This is a genomic window from Neisseria sp. HMSC065C04, assembly GCF_001815375.1.
In the GTDB taxonomy this organism is placed as follows: Bacteria; Pseudomonadota; Gammaproteobacteria; order Burkholderiales; family Neisseriaceae; genus Neisseria; species Neisseria flavescens_D.
The window spans coordinates 51,381-73,267 of sequence record NZ_KV820411.1; the positions used below are offsets into that span (position 1 = coordinate 51,381).

Annotated in this window: 22 protein-coding genes and 1 other RNA gene; 7 read left to right on the forward strand and 16 right to left on the reverse strand. The window is 51.0% G+C overall.

Annotated features, from left to right (window positions below; translation table 11 throughout):
* Positions 1–58 precede the first annotated feature (58 nt).
* Positions 59–3,493: a DNA polymerase III subunit alpha gene (gene dnaE, locus HMPREF3022_RS05345; protein ID WP_049333588.1), complete on the reverse strand. Its 3,435-nt coding sequence runs from the start codon at positions 3,491–3,493 to the stop codon at positions 59–61.
* 165 nt (positions 3,494–3,658) lie between these two features.
* Here dnaE and HMPREF3022_RS05350 point away from each other — a divergent pair, with 165 nt between their 5' ends.
* Positions 3,659–3,892: an RNA-binding S4 domain-containing protein gene (locus HMPREF3022_RS05350; RefSeq protein WP_002221492.1), complete on the forward strand. Its 234-nt coding sequence runs from the start codon at positions 3,659–3,661 to the stop codon at positions 3,890–3,892.
* Positions 3,870–4,088: a hypothetical protein gene (locus tag HMPREF3022_RS05355; protein WP_070503978.1), complete on the forward strand. Its 219-nt coding sequence runs from the start codon at positions 3,870–3,872 to the stop codon at positions 4,086–4,088. Before HMPREF3022_RS05350 ends, HMPREF3022_RS05355 begins: the two co-directional genes overlap by 23 nt.
* 100 nt (positions 4,089–4,188) lie before the next feature.
* Here HMPREF3022_RS05355 and HMPREF3022_RS05360 read toward each other — a convergent pair whose 3' ends face one another.
* Entirely contained in the window at positions 4,189–4,650 is a 462-nt protein-coding gene (locus HMPREF3022_RS05360) for a PepSY domain-containing protein (protein WP_234394609.1), read from the reverse strand.
* Positions 4,651–4,997: 347 nt separating this feature from the next.
* Complete coding sequence (gene yihA, locus HMPREF3022_RS05365; RefSeq protein WP_049333583.1) at positions 4,998–5,639, reverse strand: ribosome biogenesis GTP-binding protein YihA/YsxC; 642 nt, start codon at positions 5,637–5,639, stop codon at positions 4,998–5,000.
* Positions 5,640–5,854: 215 nt separating this feature from the next.
* Here yihA and HMPREF3022_RS05370 point away from each other — a divergent pair, with 215 nt between their 5' ends.
* From HMPREF3022_RS05370 to rarD, 5 genes are all read left to right on the forward strand, one after another.
* Positions 5,855–6,478, forward strand: a complete 624-nt coding sequence (locus tag HMPREF3022_RS05370) for a c-type cytochrome (RefSeq protein ID WP_003684518.1) — start codon at positions 5,855–5,857, stop codon at positions 6,476–6,478.
* A 267-nt stretch (positions 6,479–6,745) separates the two neighbouring features.
* Positions 6,746–8,698 (forward strand): cytochrome c biogenesis protein ResB, encoded by a 1,953-nt coding sequence (locus HMPREF3022_RS05375; RefSeq protein ID WP_049333581.1) that lies wholly within the window; start codon positions 6,746–6,748, stop codon positions 8,696–8,698.
* On the forward strand, positions 8,691–9,878 hold the full coding sequence (gene ccsB, locus HMPREF3022_RS05380; RefSeq protein WP_049333580.1) for a c-type cytochrome biogenesis protein CcsB: 1,188 nt from the start codon (positions 8,691–8,693) through the stop codon (positions 9,876–9,878). Before HMPREF3022_RS05375 ends, ccsB begins: the two co-directional genes overlap by 8 nt.
* 99 nt (positions 9,879–9,977) lie before the next feature.
* Positions 9,978–11,048 carry a tRNA (adenosine(37)-N6)-threonylcarbamoyltransferase complex transferase subunit TsaD gene (gene tsaD / locus HMPREF3022_RS05385; RefSeq protein ID WP_049333578.1) on the forward strand — a complete coding sequence of 357 codons (1,071 nt, stop codon included), beginning with the start codon at positions 9,978–9,980 and terminating at the stop codon, positions 11,046–11,048.
* Positions 11,049–11,224: 176 nt separating this feature from the next.
* A complete protein-coding gene (gene rarD / locus HMPREF3022_RS05390) occupies positions 11,225–12,133 on the forward strand; it encodes an EamA family transporter RarD (protein WP_049333576.1) in 909 nt (302 codons plus the stop codon).
* Between the two features lie 89 nt (positions 12,134–12,222).
* Here rarD and murU read toward each other — a convergent pair whose 3' ends face one another.
* From murU to HMPREF3022_RS05455, 13 genes are all read right to left on the reverse strand, one after another.
* The gene (murU, locus tag HMPREF3022_RS05395; protein ID WP_049333574.1) at positions 12,223–12,918 is read right to left on the reverse strand and encodes an N-acetylmuramate alpha-1-phosphate uridylyltransferase MurU; all 696 of its coding nucleotides are present in this window, start codon (positions 12,916–12,918) and stop codon (positions 12,223–12,225) included.
* A gap of 86 nt (positions 12,919–13,004) precedes the next feature.
* Positions 13,005–13,505, reverse strand: a complete 501-nt coding sequence (gene hpaC, locus HMPREF3022_RS05400) for a 4-hydroxyphenylacetate 3-monooxygenase, reductase component (RefSeq protein WP_049333572.1) — start codon at positions 13,503–13,505, stop codon at positions 13,005–13,007.
* Positions 13,506–13,515: 10 nt separating this feature from the next.
* A complete protein-coding gene (hpaR, locus tag HMPREF3022_RS05405) occupies positions 13,516–13,953 on the reverse strand; it encodes a homoprotocatechuate degradation operon regulator HpaR (RefSeq protein ID WP_004520883.1) in 438 nt (145 codons plus the stop codon).
* Positions 13,954–14,293: 340 nt separating this feature from the next.
* The gene (locus tag HMPREF3022_RS05410) at positions 14,294–14,803 is read right to left on the reverse strand and encodes a protein disulfide oxidoreductase (RefSeq protein WP_049333570.1); all 510 of its coding nucleotides are present in this window, start codon (positions 14,801–14,803) and stop codon (positions 14,294–14,296) included.
* Positions 14,804–14,883: 80 nt separating this feature from the next.
* Positions 14,884–15,276: a 30S ribosomal protein S9 gene (gene rpsI / locus HMPREF3022_RS05415; protein ID WP_003681515.1), complete on the reverse strand. Its 393-nt coding sequence runs from the start codon at positions 15,274–15,276 to the stop codon at positions 14,884–14,886.
* Positions 15,277–15,288: 12 nt separating this feature from the next.
* Positions 15,289–15,720, reverse strand: a complete 432-nt coding sequence (gene rplM / locus HMPREF3022_RS05420; protein WP_003684605.1) for a 50S ribosomal protein L13 — start codon at positions 15,718–15,720, stop codon at positions 15,289–15,291.
* Between the two features lie 178 nt (positions 15,721–15,898).
* Positions 15,899–16,079, reverse strand: a non-coding RNA gene (gene ssrS, locus HMPREF3022_RS05425) — 6S RNA.
* Positions 16,080–16,087: 8 nt separating this feature from the next.
* Positions 16,088–16,390 carry a cell division protein ZapA gene (zapA, locus tag HMPREF3022_RS05430; protein ID WP_003681511.1) on the reverse strand — a complete coding sequence of 101 codons (303 nt, stop codon included), beginning with the start codon at positions 16,388–16,390 and terminating at the stop codon, positions 16,088–16,090.
* Positions 16,391–16,401: 11 nt separating this feature from the next.
* Positions 16,402–16,725 carry a hypothetical protein gene (locus HMPREF3022_RS05435; RefSeq protein WP_049333568.1) on the reverse strand — a complete coding sequence of 108 codons (324 nt, stop codon included), beginning with the start codon at positions 16,723–16,725 and terminating at the stop codon, positions 16,402–16,404.
* A gap of 74 nt (positions 16,726–16,799) precedes the next feature.
* Positions 16,800–17,789, reverse strand: coding sequence for an NAD(P)H-dependent glycerol-3-phosphate dehydrogenase (locus tag HMPREF3022_RS05440; RefSeq protein ID WP_003749007.1), 990 nt, complete (start codon positions 17,787–17,789; stop codon positions 16,800–16,802).
* A 135-nt stretch (positions 17,790–17,924) separates the two neighbouring features.
* A complete protein-coding gene (locus HMPREF3022_RS05445) occupies positions 17,925–20,084 on the reverse strand; it encodes a polysaccharide biosynthesis tyrosine autokinase (RefSeq protein WP_070765235.1) in 2,160 nt (719 codons plus the stop codon).
* A 26-nt stretch (positions 20,085–20,110) separates the two neighbouring features.
* Positions 20,111–20,560: a low molecular weight protein-tyrosine-phosphatase gene (locus HMPREF3022_RS05450; RefSeq protein WP_004520878.1), complete on the reverse strand. Its 450-nt coding sequence runs from the start codon at positions 20,558–20,560 to the stop codon at positions 20,111–20,113.
* A gap of 169 nt (positions 20,561–20,729) precedes the next feature.
* On the reverse strand, positions 20,730–21,857 hold the full coding sequence (locus tag HMPREF3022_RS05455) for a polysaccharide export protein (RefSeq protein ID WP_070765236.1): 1,128 nt from the start codon (positions 21,855–21,857) through the stop codon (positions 20,730–20,732).
* Positions 21,858–21,887 lie beyond the last annotated feature (30 nt).

Sequence of the window (21,887 nt, forward strand, 5' to 3'; positions counted from 1 at the left end):
TAAAGCGCTTTTAAAATTAAAGGCCGTCTGAACGTATGGTTTCGGACGGCCTTTAGTGTTACCAATTCACACGAACTGCCCTGCTGCCGAGCAATGTTTCCAGTTCGTCAAACAAGGCGGTGCTTGGCGTTACCACCCATTTGGGTGCAATTTTCAATTTGCCTGATGCTTTGCCGTTGCTGTACGACAGTTGCAGTGGGATGTGCGACGTGTCGGGCAGGTGGTGGGCGGTGAGGATGGCGGCGAGGTGTGCGATGTCGTGGCCGGGGGCGAGGGCGAGGCTGAGGCTGCGGGCGTAGCGTTCGCGCGCCATTTGCAGGGTCATGACTTGGTTGGCCATGATGCGCAACCCGTCGCCGCCACCGTAGTCGTCGCGGCTGACTTTGGATTCGATAATCAGCACTTGATCGGACTTGAGGTAGTCGGCGCAGTTTTCCAGCGTGTGGCCGCTGACCATGATTTCAATCTGTCCGCTCAAATCTTCGAGGCTGACGAAGGCGATTTTGCCGCGTTTGCCCATCATGGTGCGCACGGCGGTCACGAATCCGGCGAGGCGCACGCTGTCTTGCGGTTTCAGACGGCCTAATTTGGTCGGGGCGATTTGGCGGACTTCTTGGGCATACGGGCCGAACGGGTGACCGGACAAGTAGAAGCCGATGACGGTTTTTTCTTCGGCGAGTTTTTCCGATTCGCTCCACATGGGCGCGTCGACGAGCTGCACCGGTTCGATGGCGTCTTCCATCATGTCGAAGAGCCCGCCCTGATTGGCGTTGGCGGCTTTTTGGTCGGCGTTGTTCATGGCAAGGTCGATGTTTGCCAAGAGCATGGCGCGGTTGGGTTCGATGCTGTCGAACGCGCCGCCGCGGATTAGAGCTTCGAGGGTGCGGCGGTTCATGTGTTCTTTGCCGACGCGCTCGCAGAAGTCCAACAGGCCGGTAAACTTGCCACCGCTTTGCCGCGCGGCGATGATGGATTCGACGGCGGCTTCACCCGTGCCTTTAATCGCACCGAGTGCGTAGCGGATTTTCATGTTCGGATACGGTGTGAAGCGGTAGTCGGATTCGTTGATGTCGGGCGGCAGGAACTCGATGCCGTTGGCGCGGCAGTCGTCGTAGAAATGCTTGAGCTGGTCGGTGTTGTCCAATTCAGACGACATGGTTGCCGCCATAAATTCGGCGGGGTAATGTGCTTTGAGCCATGCGGTCTGGTAGGAAATCAGGGCGTAGGCGGCGGCGTGGGATTTGTTGAAACCGTAGCCGGCGAATTTTTCCATGTAGTTAAAGATTTCGTCGGATTTTTCGCGCGAAATGCCTTGTTTCGCCGCGCCTTCGGCGAAGATTTCGCGGTGTTTCACCATTTCTTCGGGCTTTTTCTTACCCATAGCACGACGCAGCAAGTCCGCGCCGCCGAGCGAGTAGCCGCCGATAATCTGCGCCGCCTGCATCACTTGTTCCTGATACACCATAATCCCATAGGTCGGCGCGAGGATGCCTTCGAGCAGCGGATGGATGTATTGGAATTCCTGGCCCTTCATGCGTGCGACGAAGTCAGGGATGTTGTCCATCGGGCCGGGACGGTAGAGTGATACGAAGGCGATGAGTTCTTCAAACTTGGTCGTATGCGCCGTTTTCAGCATTTTTTTCATGCCGGTCGACTCGAACTGGAACACGGCGGTGGTGTTCGCATCGCGGAAGATTTGGTAGGCGGCCTGGTCGTCAAGCGGAATCTTGCCGACATCGACGATATCGCCGGTGGTGTTTTTGATGTTGTTCTGCGCCATTTCGATAATGGTCAGGTTGCGCAGACCTAAAAAGTCGAATTTCACCAAACCCACGTCTTCCACGTCGCCCTTGTCGTACATGGATACGGGCGAGGCGGATTCGTCCGCCTGATACACGGGGCTGTAATCGGAAATCTTGCCCGGCGCAATCAACACGCCGCCTGCGTGCATACCCAAACCGCGCGTCAGGTCTTCCAGCTTTTTCGCCAGCGTAATCAGTTCGTCCGCTTCTTCCGCTTCAATCAGTTCCTGAATTTGCGGCTCGGCCTCCATGGCTTTTTCCAAACTCAGAGGTTTGTTGGCTTCCAACGGAATCAGCTTGGACAGTTTGTCGCACAGCATAAACGGCAGTTCCAGCACACGCCCCACGTCGCGGATGACCGCTTTGGACGACATCGTGCCGAAGGTAACAATCTGGCTGACCGCTTCCGCGCCGTATTTCTCGCGCACATATTCAATCACGCGGCCGCGGTTTGCCTGACAGAAGTCCACGTCAAAGTCGGGCATGGAAACGCGTTCAGGGTTTAAGAAACGTTCAAACAGTAGCGCGTATTTGAGCGGGTCGAGGTCGGTAATCTTTAATGAATACGCCACCAGCGAGCCTGCGCCCGAACCACGGCCCGGCCCTACCGGACAGCCGTGCGTTTTTGCCCAGTTGATAAAGTCTTGTACGATAAGGAAATAGCCGGGGAATTTCATCTGGATGATGATGTTCAGCTCAAAATCCAAACGTTCCTGATATTCCGGCATTTTCGCCGCCCGTTCCGCCTCGTCGGGATAAAGCTGAACCATGCGTTCCTGCAAACCCTCGTTGGACAGCTTCACCAAATAATCGTCCAGCGACAGGCCGTCCGGGGTAGGGAAGAGCGGCAGGAAGTTTTTGCCCAATGTGATGTGCAGGTTGCAGCGTTTGGCAATTTCTACCGTGTTTTCCAAGGCTTCGGGTAAATCGGCGAAACGTTCGGCCATAGTTTCCGGTGGAATGAAAAACTGGCTCGGCGTAAAATCGCGCGGACGTTTTTTGTCCGTCAATACCCAGCCGCCTGCGATACACACCCGCGCCTCGTGCGCGTTGAAATCATCGCTGCTCATAAACTGTGTCGGATGCGTCGCTACCACCGGCAAACCCAGTTCCTCCGCCAGCTTCACGCTGCCGGAAACGCAAGCCTCCCATTCAGGGCGTTCGGGCAGGCGTTGCAGCTCTAAATAAAACGCATCGGGAAACCATGCCGCATATTTCAACGCCGCCGCACGCGCCGCGTCTTCATTGCCGTTTAAGAGATTCACGCCCACTTCGCCGTAATGCGCGCCGCTCAAACAAATCAAGCCGCTGTTGTCGCCGTTTTCCAGCCATTCGGGATTGAGTTCCGCATGATGGATATTGCGGTCTTTGCCGACATAAGCCTCCGTCAAAAGCTCGCTCAAGCGCAGATAGCCCGCATCGTTGCGGATAATCAGCATGGCGCGAAAGGGCTTGTCGGGCGCATTCGGATTGCCTATCCACACGTCTGCCGCGCCGATGGGCTTAATTCCTGCGCCGCGGCAGGCTTTATAGAATTTCACCAAACCGAATTCGTTCATCAAATCGCTGATGCCCAAAGCAGGCAAACCGTATTCCTGCGCTTTGGCAATCAGTTTTTTAATCCGCACCATACCGTCGGTAATCGAGAATTCGGTATGCAGGCGCAGGGGGATGTAGGTCGGCTCGGTCATGGCAAAATCGGCGTGAACAATAAAAGGCGTATTGTAGCAGGGTTGGCAGCTAAAGGCCGTCTGAAAACCAAATGTAATGGGTTTGGATAAAGCAAATAAAACAGAAGGGGGCTTTCTTTCAGACGGCCATGTTAAAATATCGCCATTATTGGAAAGGATTGAATGATGGAAGCAACAGTCTATCTTGAAGACAATGAATACATCGCTTTGTGCGACCTGTTGAAACTGGCCGGCCTTGCCGAAAGCGGCGGACAGGCAAAAGCATTTATCGCCGAAGGGCTGGTGTTGCGCAACGGCGAAACCGAAACCCGTAAAACCGCCAAAATACGCGGCGGCGAAGTGATTGAATTTGACGGCGCACGCTTGGAAATTGCCGATGGATACGACCCTGAAGAATAAAGCCGAAGCCATCTTGGGCGAACCGCTTTTAGACGAACCCGTCCGTCCTGAGTCGTGGGAATGTTGCGGCAGCGAATGCGGCGATGCCTGTATCCAGACAATGTATTGGGTGGAAAAAGCCCGATATGATGCGCAACAGAGGAAATTGAAAGAAGCAGGTTGGATAGACGGCGAAGATGGTGCAAAGGCCGTCTGAAAATGATTGGGCTTGATAGGAGCTGTGTTTCAAACAATGCTGCATTAAAGCCAATGCCGTCTGAAAGTTTCAGACGGCATTGGCTTTTTTAAAGTTTAAATTAAGATTGTGTTACCTCGGAAGCGGTTGCATTTTCAGGTGTGCCAGGTGCAGCATCGGCAGGAGCCTGATAATCTGTATTTTGCGATGAAGAGGGCTCGGCATTGTCATGTTTATGATGCTTATCATGTTTACCAAAGTGTCGTTTGTCCTGATCGTCATCTTGTGCTACTGCCAATACTTTGCCGTTTTGAGCATCAACCAAAGCTTCGTATTCGACGCCGTCTTTCAAGATTTCTACTTTGTAACGGCCGCCCAAATGTTGTTTGTATTTGTAATCGACATCTTTAACGACGCCGCCCACTTCTGCTACCGCTGCTGCGGCTGCTTGCTGGCCGGAAACCTTTGCGAACATACCTTCTTTGAAAGCCATGGTACCTGCCGCACCGGCAACGCCCAAACTTGAAGCAATAATACCGGCAATGATGAGTTTTTTTGAAATAAAAGCGTTAATGCGTTTCATGATTTTCTTTCCTACTGTGTTGTTGAACGATGAATGCATTCTATGCCTCAACAATTAGCTGAATATGAGCAAAATGCTAAGATGTGTAATTTAGTTGCAATACTAAAATTAACACTTTAATAATAATGGAGATCGAAGCCGCGTCTTTCAGGCGGCCTTGCTGATATGTTGTGATGGCATATTTGGCGCAGATTGTGGTTTGCGTGTGAAAACAAAAAAAGCGTGATGAAAAAAAGGGCATGTGTGAGACATACCCCGGATTAAATGGTAAATGCGATGGTGAGAAACCAAATGACGGAATAAGATTTGCGGTTGGTCAACTTATCTCATTCCGCCTTGTTTTACAATCATTCAGGCGATGCTTCGCCTGCAAGATTTTCGATTTCTTCGCGATGCGCGTCAAACCATGAACCGACCACTTGATTGACTTCGTCCATGCCTTGTTTTTTCAGGCTGGAGAATAATTGAACGCTGATTTTTTGGCGGTCGGTGTAGGGTTTAAGTGATTTTTTTACCGCCGCCAAAGTTTTAATTTGGTCATTTTTAGACAGCTTGTCTGCTTTTGACAGCAGGATATGCACAGGACGGCCGGTAATGTGGAAAAAGTCCAGCATTTGAATGTCTAAAGCTTTGAGCGGATGGCGCGAGTCCATAATCAAAATCAGGCCGATCAGTTGGCGGCGTTGTTGCAGGTAGTCGCCCAAGAGTTTGACCCAGTGAGCACGGATGGCCTCCGGTACTTGCGCGTAGCCGTAGCCGGGCAAGTCGACCATGAAATTACCGTTTTCCAGTTCAAAGAAATTGATGTGTTGGGTGCGGCCCGGTGTTTTGGAAACGTAGGCAAGGCGCACATGATTGGTTAAAGTATTGATGGCGCTGGATTTACCGGCATTGCTTCGGCCGACAAAGGCAATCTCGGCCGGCGTGTCGGGCAGGTCTTTCAGATGGTTGACCGTTGTAAAGAATTTGGCGTTTTGAAAAAGGTTCATCAGTATTTCCTTGCATGGAAACAAAACTGCAACATCATAATTTGTATCGGGCATTTATGTTGCAGCAGTTTGGTAATTTGAGTAGTAATTTAATGTAAACTTGGTATAGAATAGCACGTTTATAGAATTATCGGTTTTAATCGGGAAAATTCCCCGGTATTTGAGTATAAAAAAGGCATTGACGCGGTACGCAATGCTGTAATCAGGAGCACTCCATGAAACGATTGACTTTATTGGCCTTGGTATTGGCTGCCGGTGCGGTTTCCGCTGCCCCTAAAGCAGATGCTGAAAAAGGCAAACAGGTAGCGACTACTATCTGTGCGGCGTGTCACGCAGCCGATGGTAACAGCGGTATCGCAACTTATCCTAAACTGGCAGGTCAGGCTGCGGCCTACACCTACGGTCAAACCATGGCCATCAAAGACGGTACCCGTACGCACGGTGCTGCCGGCGTGATGAAACCGATGGTGATGAACTTGTCCGAACAAGACATCCGCGACGCTGCCGCCTACTATGCCAAACAACAAGGCAAACCGGGCGAAGCCAATCCTAAAGAAAACCCAGAGCTGGGCGCGAAAATCTATCGCGGCGGCCTGAGCGCTAAAAAACTGCCGGCATGTATGTCTTGCCACGGTCCTAGCGGCGCAGGTATCCCTGGCGGCGGTACTGAAATCCAAGCCTATCCTCGTCTGGGCGGCCAGCACAAAGCTTACGTTGTCGAGCAAATGAAAGCTTACCAATCCGGCCAACGCAAAAACGCCATCATGGCCGATATTGCTAACCGCCTGAGCGAAGAAGAGTTGAACGCAGTAGCCAACTTCATCCAAGGTTTGCACTAATTTCGTTTTGAAACGAGCTTATTGATACAGGCCGTCTGAAAACCCTTCAGACGGCCTTAGCCAATATAGGCCGATAAGCCTGATTGTTTTTTTCAAATAGCGACAGCAAGATTTTTACTACAATATGCAGTATTCTTCCTTTCGCATCACACGTCATTGCAGTCCGTTCTACCGATCGGGTTGCCCCAAGCCGACATTTGAGACATGAGTAAATCTTCATCATCCGTCCCACTTATCCGTAGACCATGGTTTGCCTTTTTCAGCTCCATGCGTTTTGCCGTTGCCCTGCTCAGCCTGTTGGGCGTGGCTTCGATTATCGGTACGGTCTTGCAACAAAATCAGCCACAAGTCGATTATTTGGTGAAATTCGGCCCGTTTTGGTCGCAGATTTTCGGCTTTTTGGGCCTGTACGACGTGTATGCCTCGGCGTGGTTCGTTGTCATCATGATGTTTTTGGTGATTTCCACCGGATTGTGCCTGATTCGCAATGTTCCGCCGTTTTTGCGCGAGATTCGTTCCTTCCGTGAAAACGCCAAGGAAAAATCACTGGCGGCAATGCGCCATTCCATCGTTTTAGACGGACAGGTGACGCCTGAAGTTGCGCAACGTTATTTGGAAGTGCAGGGCTATGGCTGCAAAACCGTTACGCGTGAAGACGGTTCGGTTTTGGTGGCGGCAAAAAAAGGTGCGATGAACAAATGGGGCTATATCTTTGCCCATGCCGCGCTGATTGTGATTTGTTTGGGCGGTTTGATAGACAGCAATATCCTGCTGAAAATCGGTATGCTTACCGGCCGGATCGTGCCGGACAATACGGCGGTTTACGCCAAAGACTTTAAGCCCGAAAGCGTGTTGGGTACGTCCAATTTGTCGTTTAGGGGCAATGTCAATATTTCGGAAGGTCAGAGCGCGGACGTGGTATTTCTGAATGCGGATAACGGCATGCTCGTGCAAGACTTGCCGTTTTCCGTCAAATTGAAGAAATTCCATATTGATTTTTACGATACCGGTATGCCGCGCGATTTCGCCAGCGACTTGGAAGTCACGGACAAGGCGACCGGCAAAGTCAGCGAACACACCATCCGCGTCAACCATCCTTTGACCTTGCACGGTATCACGGTTTATCAGGCAAGTTTTGCCGACGGCGGCTCGGACTTGACGTTTAAAGCGTGGAATCTGGCTGATGCCGACCGTACTCCGGTCAAACTCAAAGCAACTTCCATGCGTGAGTTTCCGCTGGATTTGGGCAAGGCTTCTTATAAGCTGGAATTCGACCAGTTTACTTCGATGAACGTCGAAGACATGAGCGAGCCGTCTGAAAAAGAGCAAAACCTGAAATCCGCCATCAACGATGTTCGCTCCGTCCGTCAAGAAGGCAAAAAATACACCAATATCGGCCCGTCTATCGTTTACCGTATCCGCGACAAAGCGGGGCAGGCGGTCGAATATAAAAACTATATGTTGCCGGTAAAACAAGATGAAGACTATTTCTTCATTACCGGCACGCGCAGCGGCTTGGCGCAGCAATATCGTTGGTTGCGCATTCCGATGGATAAAAACGGTAAAATCGATACCTTTATGGCTTTGCGCCAATATCTGAAAGATGATGCGGCACGCCGTAAAACCGTTGCCAACGCCGTCAAAGGCGCGCCTGCCGAAATCCGCGAGCAATTCATGGCGGCGGCGGAAAACACCTTGTCGATTTTTGCCAAAGGCGGCTATTTGGCTTTGGACGAATTTGTTACCACTAACATTCCCAAAGATCAGCAGGAAAAAATGCAGGGCTATTTCTACGAAATGCTCTATGGCGTGATGAATGCCGCTCTGGAAGATACGATCAGCACATACAATCTGCCGGCTTGGCCGCAAGACGAAAAACGCAACCGATTCCTGCTGCATGCAATGGACGCTTATACCGGTTTGACCGAATATCCCGCGCCGATGCTGCTGCAACTGGAAAGTTTTGCCGAAGTACGCTCTTCCGGCCTGCAGATGACCCGTTCTCCGGGGGAATTCTTGGTGTATCTGGGTTCGGTATTGCTGGTGTTGGGCACGGTGTTTATGTTCTATATCCGTGAAAAACGTGCTTGGCTGCTGTTTTCAGACGGCCGTATCCGTTTTGCCATGTCTTCCAGCCGCAACGAACGCGACTTGCAGAAAGAATTTCCGCAACACACACGGCAATTGCAGCAGCTTGCCAAGGATTTGAACCATGAATAACAAATATCAGGCCTTGCCCGAGCATGAGCTTCTAACACACAAATCATTTATCCGAAACCTCAACCTTTTTGACTGGGCATTTGCGCTGCTGATTGCAGTCGGCGCGTTTATTGCCCAAACCCAGGCCGGTCTGCACATGGACATCTACGAAATGGTGATTTTGTGGGCGAGTGCCGGTATTGCCGTTTTTCTGGGTTGGTTTTTCAAACCGATGCGCTGGTTTATCCCTGTGGGCGTGTGCCTGGCGTATTTAGCCGTTGATTTGTATGGCGGCGACATCAAACACGCAGACGGCTTCCTGCTCAAATACCTGTTAAGCAGCCAGTCGGCGATTATGTGGCAATGCGCGTTTGTGTTCTTTGCCTTGTTTGCCTATATCGTCGGCGCAATAGCGGCGGTGCGCAAGAATGTGCCGACTAATACGCTTTTGGGTATGGGTACCGTGTTTGCGTGGATTTCCGCGATGGCGGGCTTTGTCGGTTTGCTGGTACGCTGGCATGAAAGCTATCTGCTGCGTCCCGATGCCGGCCATATTCCGGTTTCCAACCTTTACGAAGTATTCATCTTGTTCTTGGTCATTACGGCGCTGATGTACCTCTATTACGAAGGCCGTTTTGCCGTACAAAAATTGGGTGGCTTTGTCTTCAGCTTTATGGCGATTGTGGTCGGATTTGTCTTGTGGTACAGCGTTTCACGCGAGGCGCATGCCATTCAGCCGCTGATTCCTGCTTTGCAGTCTTGGTGGATGAAAATCCACGTTCCGGCCAATTTTATCGGCTACGGCGCATTCTGTATCGCTGCCATGCTGGGTATTGCCGAACTGCTGGCGCTCAGAAAAGAAGATGCGGGCAAAAAATCATGGCTGCCGCACTCGCAAGTCATTGAAGAAGTTATGTACAAAGCGATTGCCGTCGGTTTCTTGTTCTTCACGATTGCCACCATTCTCGGCGCATTGTGGGCGGCCGATGCGTGGGGCCGCTATTGGAGCTGGGACCCGAAAGAAACTTGGGCATTCATCGTTTGGCTGAATTACGCTATCTGGTTGCATTTGCGGCTGGTGGCAGGCTGGCGCGGCAAAGTGTTGGCTTGGTGGGCGGTTATCGGCCTGGTCATTACCGCCTTTGCCTTTATCGGCGTGAATATGTTCTTAAGCGGCCTGCATTCTTACGGCACTTTGTAAGCAGCTTATCCCACACTTTATTTCAGACGGCCTTTTTCCGTTTTCGGAGAAAACGCCGTCTGAATCGTTTTTAATCATTTTTTCAGACGGCCTCAAACCATGTTGGTATTAGGAATTGAATCATCTTGCGACGAAACTGGCGTTGCGCTCTACGATACCGAGCGCGGCCTGCTGGCGCATCATTTGCACACACAAATGGCGATGCACGCCGAATACGGCGGCGTTGTCCCCGAATTGGCCAGCCGCGACCATATCCGCCGTGTCGTGCCGTTGACGCAAGGTTGCTTGAAGGAAGCAGGCGTAGGCTATGCCGATATTGACGCGGTTGCTTTTACGCAAGGCCCGGGTTTGGGCGGTGCATTGCTGGCCGGCTCAGGCTTTGCCAATGCGTTGGCATTTGCCATCGGTAAGCCCGTTATCCCCGTCCACCATCTTGAAGGCCATTTGCTCTCGCCCTTGTTGGCAGACGACAAGCCTGAATTTCCATTTGTCGCTTTGCTGGTGTCGGGCGGACATACGCAATTTATGGCTGTACGCGGTATCGGCAATTACACCTTGCTGGGTGAAAGTGTGGACGATGCGGCAGGCGAAGCGTTCGATAAAACGGCCAAGCTTTTAGGCTTGCCTTACCCCGGCGGTGCCAAATTATCCGAGCTGGCCAAACTCGGCACGCCTGATGCTTTCTCATTTCCACGCCCCATGCTCCATTCGCACGATTTGCAGATGAGCTTTTCCGGTTTGAAAACCGCCGTTTTGACCGCTGTCGAAAAAGTCCGTGCCGAAACCGGCAGCGATGAAATTCCCGAACAGACGCGTAACGACATTTGCCGCGCTTTCCAAGATGCAGTAGTCGATGTATTGGCGGCCAAAGCCAAAAAAGCGTTGTTGGATACCGGCTTCAGAACTTTGGTGGTTGCCGGTGGTGTGGGTGCAAACTGGAAACTGCGTGATGAATTTTCGCGCTTAACCGTCAAAATGCCGTCTGAAAAAGGCAAACCCAAACTTCAGGAAGAAAAAATCAATGTCTATTTCCCACCGATGGCATATTGTACCGACAACGGCGCAATGATTGCCTTTGCCGGCGCGATGCGTCTTGCCGAGCGTCAGGCTGTCGGCGCATTCAATGTTAAGCCGCGCTGGCCGCTGTCGGATATTGTGAAGCAGGGTTGATGCATTAGACTGCTTCGATGCAATGAAAGGCCGTCTGAAAACCTGAAGACAGGGTTTTCAGACGGCCTTTAATGAAACGGATGTTTGCGGTAAAACTTCATTCAAAAAGATGAGTAATTTTTTCATCCGTTTTTTCTACAATATTAACTTTGATTGATTGCAAAAGGCCGTCTGAAATGACGAATTTATCCAAAGGTTTGCTGGCTGCGATAGCGTCCAATTTGTTGTTTTCCATGCTGTTTCTGTATGGTATGTGGATGCGGCCGATGACGGGGACGGAGGTGTTTGCCTGGCGCATAGTCGCCATGCTGTCGGCTTTGTGCGTGCTGATGACGATGGTCAACGGTTGGCAGGCGGCAACGCGTTTTGCTTATGGCGTCGGCCGGGATTGGAAACGATGGCTGCTGATTGTATTGCCGACGCCGATATTTGCCAGCCAGTTGTGGCTGTTTGTCTGGGGGCCGGTCAATGGGGAAGGGGTAAACATTGCCATGGGTTATTTCCTGTTTCCTTTGGCAATGATGCTGGGCGGACGGATTTGGTTTAAAGAGCGTTTGAACCGGTTACAGAGGGTGGCGGTAATCTTGGCGTGTGCAGGCGTGGCATGTGAATTGGTGCGGTCGGGCGCGTTTTCGTGGACGACTGTATGGGTGTTCGGTACTTATCCGTTTTATTATCTGCTGCGTCGCAAGCTGGGCGTGCCTTCCTTAATCGGGCTGACCTTTGATTTGATGATGATTACGCCGTTTGCGTTGGCGTATATTTTGCTGGCAACGGATACGCCGGCGATGATTGCGGCCAAACCGGTTTTAATCTTTTTTATCGTGTTGCTGGGCTTCAATAGTGCAATATCCATGCATTTGAATTTGAAGGCAAATCAGTTGCTGCCGGTGGCGGTGTTCGGCATGTTGAGCTATTTGGAGCCTGTATTGCTCTTTATCGTGTCGATTGTGTGGCTGGGCGAGCCGGTACAAAAAGGCGCATTGATCGGCTATGGCCTGATTTGGTCGGGATTGTGCGTGATGATCGTCAATGGCTTGTTGGGAATGAAGAAAGAAAAGAGAAATTGGCTAAAGCTTGATTGATGGATTAAGGCCGTCTGAAAATGGTTTGATCAATGTTTTCAGACGGCCTTGAATATTAAAAGGGACGTATTGGATACGTCTCTTTTGTCTTACCAGCTTTGGGCGATACGGTCGGCTTCTTGCAGACGTTCGACTGTGCCGACGTCCAACCAAAGGCCGTTGTGGTGTTCGCCGCTGATTTGGCTTTGGCTCATGGCTTGACGCAACAGAGGGGCAAGCTTGGCAGTCTGGTGTGCCGGGGTGTCTTTGAAAAGCGCGGGATGATAAACGCCCACGCCGCTGAAAGTCAGGGCTTGGCCGTCTGCGGATGATACGGATACCAGGCCGTCTGAAAGCAGGCCAAAGTCGCCTTCGGGATGATGGGGCGGATTATCCACCAGCCACAAATGGGCGAGAAGGTTGTGTTCCTGTATGCGCTGGGCAGCCAGTCGTGCAGCTTGGAAATCAATGTCGGTCAACACGTCGCCATTGACGATCAAAAACGGCTCATCGCCCAAAAGCGGCAGGGCGGTGGCAATGCCTCCGGCAGTTTCCAGGCCTCCGGCGCGCTCGGGAGAATAGGTAATGTGTACGCCGTAGGCTGAACCGTCTTTCAAGGTGTCTTCGATTTGCTGGCCAAGCCAGGCATGGTTGATGACGATTTCAGTAAAGCCGGCCTTCCGCAGGCGGCGTAAGTGCCAGCCGATAAGCGGCGTGCCTGCCACTTCGAGTAAGGGTTTGGGCGTGTGGTCGGTCAGCGGGCGCATGCGTTCGCCGCGACCGGCGGCCAGTATCATTGCTTTCATGGGTGTGCCTATAATGTATGAAACAGAAAAGGTCTCAGGCCGTCTGAAAAATGAAACCGATGTTTCAGACGGCCTGAGACCTTTATTTATGCCAAAGATTTGAATTGCCTACGGAAATACAGCAATGCCGGCGCTTGCGTGTCGGTATTGCGGATTTCGTTGATCTGAACGAAAAAGACATAATGCGTGCCGATTTCGCGTTGATCGACAATGCTGCCATGCAGGTGCGCCAGCGCGCCTTCGACTTCGAGCTGTCCGGTTTGCCCCCTATGCCAAATATGGTATTCGAAGCGTTCTTCGGGCGAGAGGTCGGTCAGTCCGGCAAAGTGTTCGGCAACATCCTGCTGGCTGTAGTTGAGTGTGTTGATACACAAATCACGGTTGCCCTGCAGGATGGGAATGATGGCGGATTGGCGGTTGATGCACAGCATGACCGTCGGCGACTCGTCGGTAACGGCAGTTACGGCAGTCATGGTAATGCCATAGCGCCCTGCTTCACCGTCTGTCGTGATAACGTGTACACCGGCGGCACAGGAGGCCATGGCATCTCGGAAGGATCTCTTGAGTGTGTGTGTTGAATCTGTCATCCGGCTCGCTTTATTTTAATGCCTGTTCGATTTTTGCCAGCTCTGCCAAGAGTTCTTTGAGTTGTGCCATTTTTTCTTTGGTAAGGACTTTTTCAATTGCGTCATAGCGCTCGTCAACCAATGCACCGGTGGACTCATAGAGTTTCTCGCCTTCGGGCGTCAGTTTCAGATAAACGCGGCGTTGGTCGTTGGAAGGCTTCAGGCGCACGGCCAAACCTGCTTTTTCCAAGCGGGTCAGAATGCCGGTCAGGCTGGGGCGAAGGATGCAGGCCTGATTGGCCAAATCTTGGAAGTCGAGTGTGCCGTTTTCCGCTAAGAGCCGGATGATACGCCATTGCTGGTCAGTAATATTGGCTTGGTTCAGAATAGGGCGGAATTGGGTCATCAATGCTTCCCGTGCCTGAATCAGACCGATATTGATAGATGCATGTTTAGATTGGTTGGGCATTACTAAGTCTCCGGTGTTATCAAAAATCAAACCGTTGAAGCGTGAGGTAGATTGATAAAGGCGAATATTGCTGTTTTAAGGCTGCTGTCGGCAACCGGGTCTATGGGAACAAAAGCATCACTGCCACAATATTAGATGAAGATCTCTAACAGTTTGTTTTGATAATAATGTTTCCAATTGTTCTTATGGTTATATCTTAGTCTATTTTCTTTATAATCTCAACAAAATCATATGTTATTGGGAAAGAGATAGTTCATTTATTTATGAAATCGAATTGGTTGAATATATTCAGGTGAAATTATTCTTTAGATTCTCTATTTTTAGTGGATTTTCAATGAATTTAGCTGAAGATATTTGCCAAGTAAATTCTGATTTTTAAGCCGATATAACTGGAAAGTCCGGATGTGTGATGAATCATTTTGCCATCTTTTAATATGATAATGGTCGGAGTGACGGCTATGTTCCATTTTTGAGCCATTAGGCCGTCTGAATCGTTGACGTTTGGAAAGGATAGATTGTTTTCTTGCATATGGCGGGCAATATCATTGTCGCTTCCGGAGCGTAAGGCTACGCCCAGAGTTGGAATATTGTCTTGATGCAGTTTTTCTATGGTCGGCGATGTGTACGAGCAAATACCGCACCAGCTACCCCAAAAGTAAACAACAGCAACACGGTTCTGGCTGAAAGATTGGAGGGAAGTGGTTTGCCCATCGGTTAAAGTAATGGTTTGTGCCGCTGATTGTAAGGGCTGGTCAGGCTTGCGTACCCAGTCGACAATCAGGGATAAGAAGATGAAGATAATCACAGCCTGAAGTAATGATTTGGCGTAGTGGAGCAGGGTTTTCGTCATATATTGTGCCGTGAAAAAAGAGTTTGATAAATGAAAAAAGCCTTGCAGAGCAAGGCTTTTGATTCGATTCTGGAAACGTATTAACGTTTGGAGAATTGTTTTGCGCGACGTGCTTTGCGCAAACCAGGTTTTTTACGTTCAACTTCACGAGCATCGCGAGTAACGAAGCCTGCTTGAGACAGAGCTGGTTTCAGAGCTGCGTCGAAGTCGATCAGGGCGCGGGTAATGCCGTGACGGATGGCGCCGGATTGACCGGTTTCGCCACCACCGGTTACGTTAACTTTGATGTCGAAAGATTCGGCATTTTCAGTCAGAACCAGAGGTTGACGTACAACCATGCGGCTGGTTTCACGTGCGAAGAATTCGTCAACGGGACGGCCGTTTACGATGATTTGGCCGGTACCTTTAGTCAAGAATACACGAGCCACTGAACTTTTGCGGCGGCCTGTGCCGTAGTAGTATTTACCGTTCATGTCGTGTCCTTATTATTTCAGTTCCAAAACTTTAGGTTGTTGTGCAGCGTGGCCGTGTTCGGCACCGGCGTATACTTTCAGTTTTTTGATCATGGCGTAGCCCAGAGGACCTTTAGGCAACATGCCTTTTACGGCTTGTTCCAAAGCGCGGCCAGGGAATTGCTCTTGCATTTCGCGGAAAGTGCGCTCGTAGATACCGCCTGGGAAACCAGAGTGACGGAAGTATTTTTTGTCTTCGAATTTAGCACCGGTCACGCGCAGTTTGTCTGCGTTGATGACGATGATGTAATCGCCGGTATCAACGTGAGGGGTGTATTCGGGTTTGTGTTTGCCGCGCAGACGGTGTGCGACTTCGGCTGCGACACGACCCAGAACTTTGTCTTCTGCGTCAATGACGAACCATTCGCGCTTCACCTCGTGGGGTTTTGCAGAGAAGGTTTTCATGGTTGGAATCCAGATATATATAGAAAGTTATGGATTTTAAAGAGGAGATTGGTTTTTGTCAATCTTAATTGAGTGTGTTTGATGCATGAATATGCGGTTTTTTCAGACGACCGGAAATCTTTACGAAAGTCTTTACTTAGAAAGGGGAAAGCCACACCTGTCGGTATGGCTTTTTTAGGGAATCCCCACGAGTGCCGTTTGGGCTGAATCCGCTTGAACCTTGCTGACAAGGCGGTCACCTCGGGTAGTTTCGGGTGCGTCCGATAAACAGACGCTCGCGCCCACTACAACTCCCGGCAACCTAAAGCGAACGTATTGGTTCAAAGGAATATATGCCTTCGCGAACACCGCAGGGAAAAGGGGAAAATCAGTTTTGCTCCAAGCGCGCCAGTGCTTTTTGGCACGCGTTGTTCATGTCGGTTATTTTACGCTCAAATTCACCGATTGCCAAATCGTCGTTGAGGGTGGTTTTCAAGAGATCGTGTACGACGTTGAGGGCTGCCATGACGACGATTTTGTCCGTACCGACGATGCGGCCGCTTTCTTTAATCGCGTCGCTTTTCTTGTTGAGCATTTCAACGGCTTGCAGGAGAGTGGCTTTTTCTTCACTCGGCGTGTTGATGGTGAAGTTGACATTCATGATGTCGAGATTGACTTGTTCGATACTCACGGGGCGTCCTTTTATTGTTGTGTTTCTTGGGGCAATCGGGCAATGAGGCCGCGGATTTGGTCTGCACTTTGAGCCAGCGCGTTGCGGTAGTTTTCTTTTTCGGCAGTCAGGTTGTCAATTTTGCTTTGCAGGTCTTCTTTGAGTTTGCCGACTTGAACCAGCAAGGCTTCGCTGAGTTCGTCAATGGCCGCGTCGTGTTGGCGTTTTTGTTGCTCTTGCTCGAGTTTGAGTCTGTCGATTTCTTCGTTGAGGCGGCGGTTTTCTGAAACCAGCGTTTCAAATTTTTGGACAAGTTGGTAAACGTTGATTTCCAGATTGTTCAGTGATTGGTTCATGTGTTTCCCTTCAGACGGCCTTATGGCCGTCATATTGTGCGTCAGGCCGTCTAAATGGCAGACGGTGCGACTGTTTATTCGAAGCGAGCGCTTCGTTCCATCAGGCGTTCAACGACTTGCTGCGGGGTCATTTCTTTGCGGATGAGTTGCAGCAGGGTTTGAGTGATGGGCATATCGATTTGGTATTTGGCGGCGGTATTGAAGACTTCTTCAATGGTGCTGACACCTTCGGAAACGTGGCCGATTTCGACAAGTACTTGATGCAATTCTTTGCCTTCTGCGAGGCCGAGGCCGACGCGGCGGTTGCGCGAGAGTGCGCCGGTGCAGGTCAGGATAAGGTCGCCGATGCCGGCCAAACCCATCATGGTTTTGGGTTGCGCGCCCATGGCGATGGCAAGGCGGGTGATTTCGGCAAGGCCGCGCGTTACTAGGGCTGCGCGTGCATTGAGGCCGTATTCGAGGCCGTCTGAAAGGCCGGTGGCAATCGCCATGACGTTTTTAACGGCACCGCCTACGGCAACGCCGATGACGTCGGTGCTGCCGTACAGGCGCATTACGTTGGTGTTCAGTTGGGCGGTGGTTTCTTCCACCCATTCTTTGTTTTCGGAGGCAAGTACGACGGCGCAAGGCAGTTGGGCGGCCAGTTCTTGGGCAAAGCTCGGGCCTGAGAGAACACCGATTTTTTTATTGTTTGGCAGGACTTCTTTCAGTACTTGGAAAGTCAAAAGGCCGGTATCTTGTTCAAAACCTTTGCAGGCTGCGAGAACGGGAATGTCGGCGGCGTTATGTTGTTTGAGCAGCTCGGCGCTGCTTCTGAGGCCGGCTACGGAGGTAACGATCAGGGCAAGTTGGCTGTCTTTCAGCGCTTCACCCAAATCGGCATAAACGGTCAGGGACTCAGGGAAAGGGAAGCCGGGCAGGCCGCGTTTGTTTTCGCGGTCTGCTTGCAGGGTGCGGATTTGGTCGGGATTGCGTGTCCAAAGGGCAACTTCATTGTTGTGGTGCGCAAAGTGCAACGCGAGAGCTGTACCCCACGAACCTGCGCCGATGACGGTAATTTTCATGTTTCTCTTCCATATGGGAACGGGGCTTACTTTAAAACAAACGGCTTTGGGGTGCAAGGGCGGCGTTTGTGAAAAATATTTTGTGCTGTTTAAAAAGCCTTAGGCCGTCTGAAAGTTCAGACGGCCTGCTTCGGTTTATGATTTATTGTTACCGGAATGGTAGGCATCGTAGGCGTAGTAGTCGTAGCTGTTGTTGGCTTCGCGCTTCATGCCGTTGAGGACAACACCTTTGATGTTGATGTGGTTTTGTTTGAGGCGTTCGACGCTGGCTTCAAGCTCTCGTGCACGCGTGTGCGCATAACGGCTAATCATAAGGACGGTGCCGGCATGTTGGCCGATGATGACGGCGTCGGTAACGGCCAATACGGGCGGCGTGTCCAAGATGACATAATCGTAGCGTTGGCGCGCGTGGGCGAGCAATTCGTTGAAACGGTTGTCCATCAAAAGCTCGGACGGATTGCTAGGATAGCTGCCGCTGCTGATAAGGTGGAGGTTTTCAATGCCGGTCTCTTGTACGGCTTTTGCCGGAGCTGCTTTGCCGTTGAGGATGTCAGACAAGCCGAACTCGGGGGTAAGGCCGAAGAGTCGGTCGAGGTAGCCTTTGCGCATATCGGTATCGATAAGCAGAACGCGTTTGCCTGACTGCGCCATTACGGTGGCGAGGTTGGCAGAGATAAAGGATTTGCCTGCTTCAGGCGCGGCACCGGTAATCATGAGGACGTTGTTAGGCGCGTCCAGCATGGAGAAGTAGATATTGGTGCGCAGGGCGCGGATGGCTTCGACTGCCGTGTCGGCGCGGTCTTCGCTGGCCAGCAGATAGTTGGAACGGCCGCCGGTTTTTTTGAATTTGTTTTTGAAGAAGTCGCGTTTTTGCTGGGTTTTGGAGTGCGGAACAAGAGCGACGACTTCCAAATTGAGGTTTTCGATTTCTTCGGATGAAGTAATGCCGTTTTTCATGCGGTTGCGAATCATCAGCCACAAAGCGGTCAATGAGCCTGCGGCAAGTGCGCTCAGGAGCGTGATGACGGCTTTGCGCGGGGCAACGGGGTTTTCAGGGACATAGGCATAATCGACGATGCGAACATTACCTTGTGCACTGGCTTTCATGATGTTGAGTTCTTGTTGTTTGCTCAACAGTTGGACGTAGGTTGCTTGGTTGGTTTCTACGTCGCGGGTCAGGCGGATAACTTCTTGTTGGGTGTTCGGCAACTCGGCAATTTGTTGGTTGATTTTGTTTTTAGCGCGTTCGAGGACGGCAAGTTTGTCCAATACGGCTTTATAGGAAGGGTGTTCCGGCGTGTACAGCTCGGCCAAACCTGCTTCTTCGGTTTTGAGCAGGGTAATTTGGGTTTCGATGCCGGTCAGGCTTTCCAATGCGCCTTTGGACTCGAGCGGAATGTCGAGAGAGCCTGATTGTTGGCGGTAGGCATTGAGTTTGTTTTCAGCGTCTTGCAAGGTTTCTTTCAAGCGTGGCAATTCTTCGCTGATGAAGGCCAAACCGCTGGATGCGACTTGGACGTCGCGTTCGCGGTTTTGCGCAACGTAGTTGTCGGCAATGCTGTTGAGGATGACGCTGGTACGTTTAGGGTCGGTGCCGGTAAAGGTAAGGTTAATGATGGGGCTGGTTTTACCTTTGCTGATAACAGCCAGTTTGTTTTGGATGTTTTCGATGGCGCTGATGCGGGAGAACTTGGTTAACGCAAATTCTTGACCCGGATTAGCCAGGATTTGATCGATTTTGAGGGTGGTTTGATTGTTGATTTTCAGAGGCACGCCGACCTTGCCTTCGACAACGCGTTTGTCAGGCAGGGTAAGGGTATAGGCTTTGTTGCTCTTGGCGGTCAGTGTGAAGGTTTTGTTGAACCATTCGTCTTGTACGGAAAAGCTGCCGACGGTCAGTTTGGGATCGGGGTCGCCACTGATGTTGTGCATCAGGCTGCCGATAACGGGTGTGTATTTGGCTTTGACTTCTTGGTCAAGCTGAAGGTCGTCAACGGTTTTACCCAGCACCAAGCGTGATTGAACCAACTCGACTTCTGCTTCAGACGGCGTGGTTTGGTTGTTGAAGATGCTGTTGATTTCGGTCAGGATTTGGTTTTGTCGCGTTTCAATTTCCAGCATGGCATCGGCACGGTATTGCGGAGTGGATGCCAGGCTGAAGGCTGCGCCAAGAATGCCGCCTGCAAGCAGGGCGGCGAGGATTTTGTATTTATTTGTCCAAATTACTCGCAGCTGTTGGCCGAAGTCGATTTCGTCGTTGTCTGCGCTGTAAGGTGTGTAGGTCGTTTTTTTCATTGCTTGCTTTCTTGTTCATGCCGGTTTTATACCGGTTGAGTTTTTCCGTTTAGTTTGGTTTTCCAAGTGTCTGCGGCAGCATTGAGCTGTTCAAAAACGGCTTCAAACATTTCACTGCTTTGTTTGTATGGGTCAGGTACGGTTTTTTTAGGCAACCATTGGGCAAACAGCATGGTTTTGCTGCGTGCCGGCGGATGGATGTCGGCCACCATGTCAATTTGACAGGGCTCCATGACGAGAATCAAATCGGCCTGTTCGCACATTTGGGCAGTCAGTTGGCGTGCCGTATGGCCTGCAACGATAACGCCGTGTTTGAGTGCGGTTTTGATGGCTTGGAAATCGGCATCCTTACCTGCCAGTGCTTTTATGCCAGCGCTGCTGATGCGGTGGCCGGGTAGTTTTTTCTGCATAATCCGCTCTGCGGTGGGGGAGCGGCAGATGTTGCCTAGGCAGACGATGAGTATGTTGTGGTACATGATATTGTTTCGGTTTATGGTCTGAAAAAAGCGTGAGTCAGACTATAAGGTACTGCTTTTCCGTTTGTGCGGTGTGTACGGCTTTTATATGCCGTTTATGTAATTTGGTTGGATTGTGCGTGATTTTGTATCCTGCTGTCAAACAGGGTCTGACAGCAGGAACCACTGCTTATTTAAACGTATTGTCGAGGGTATTGACGTTGCTGATGGAGTTGGTAATTTGTGACATTACGCGGTTCCAACGGGTAACTGGGGCGGCGGTAACGTAAACGGTGTCTTCGGAGCGCAATTTGAATTCGCTGCCCAGTGCGTAAGAAGTCGCATCTTTTAGGTTGAGCTGGTAGATGTGGATAGGTCTGGCCGCATCTTCAGGTGCGCGGCGGATCACGAATACGCCGGTTGCATCCGCATAGGCTTGGTTCATGCCGCCCACTTCGCCGAGCGCTTGGGTCAGGTTGAGGCCGTGATTGCCGATCGGCAGGGTGGCTTGTTTGCCGACTTCGCCCATGATGTAGATTTTGTTGTTGCTGCTGTTAGGAACATAAACGATGTCACCATGGCTGAGGAGGTGGTTTTGCGACATATCACCGTATTGCAGCATGTCTTGCAGGGAAATGGTGCGGTCGACGCCGTTGTGCGTCCATTTGATGTGCTGGGTATCGGCACTTTGGGTAACACCGCCTGCTTGGTTGATAGCATCCAAAATGGTCATCGGAATATTGGTGATCGGCAGTTGACCTGCTTGGTTGATGGCACCGGATACAGAAATACGTTGCGAACGGAATTCGGTAACGTTGATGGCTACTTGAGGGTTTTTGATGTAGCGTTTCAGAAGGCTGGTCAGGGTATTTTGCAATTCGTCCAAAGTTTTGCCTTTAGCTTGAATTTTGCCTGCCAACGGGTAAGTGATATAACCGCCCTCATCTACCCAGGCACCGCGGCTGACTTGGTTGGTTTGCGGGTTGCTTTGCTGGATGGGAGAATTAAGGTCGGAGTGCGCCCAAACCATGATATTGAGGACGTCGCCGCTGCCGATGCGGTAGCGGTAAGTGCTTTTGCTTTGCTCCAAGCCTTGGTTGGCTTGGGAAAGTACGGGTGGCGTACGCATTTTTTCAATCAGGTTGGGCGTGATGGGGTAAACGGCAACGCGGCTGTCGAGGTTGGTGTCGGCTGCGGTGTCGGTATCGGTGTAAACAATGGTTTTGGTTCTGGTTTTGATGGTTGAACCAGGAATGACTGTCGTGCTGTTGCAGGCAGTCAGTGCGAATAGAATAAGCAGGGAGAGCGTTTTTTTCATGTAGTAGTCCTTGCAGGATGGTGTCCGGGC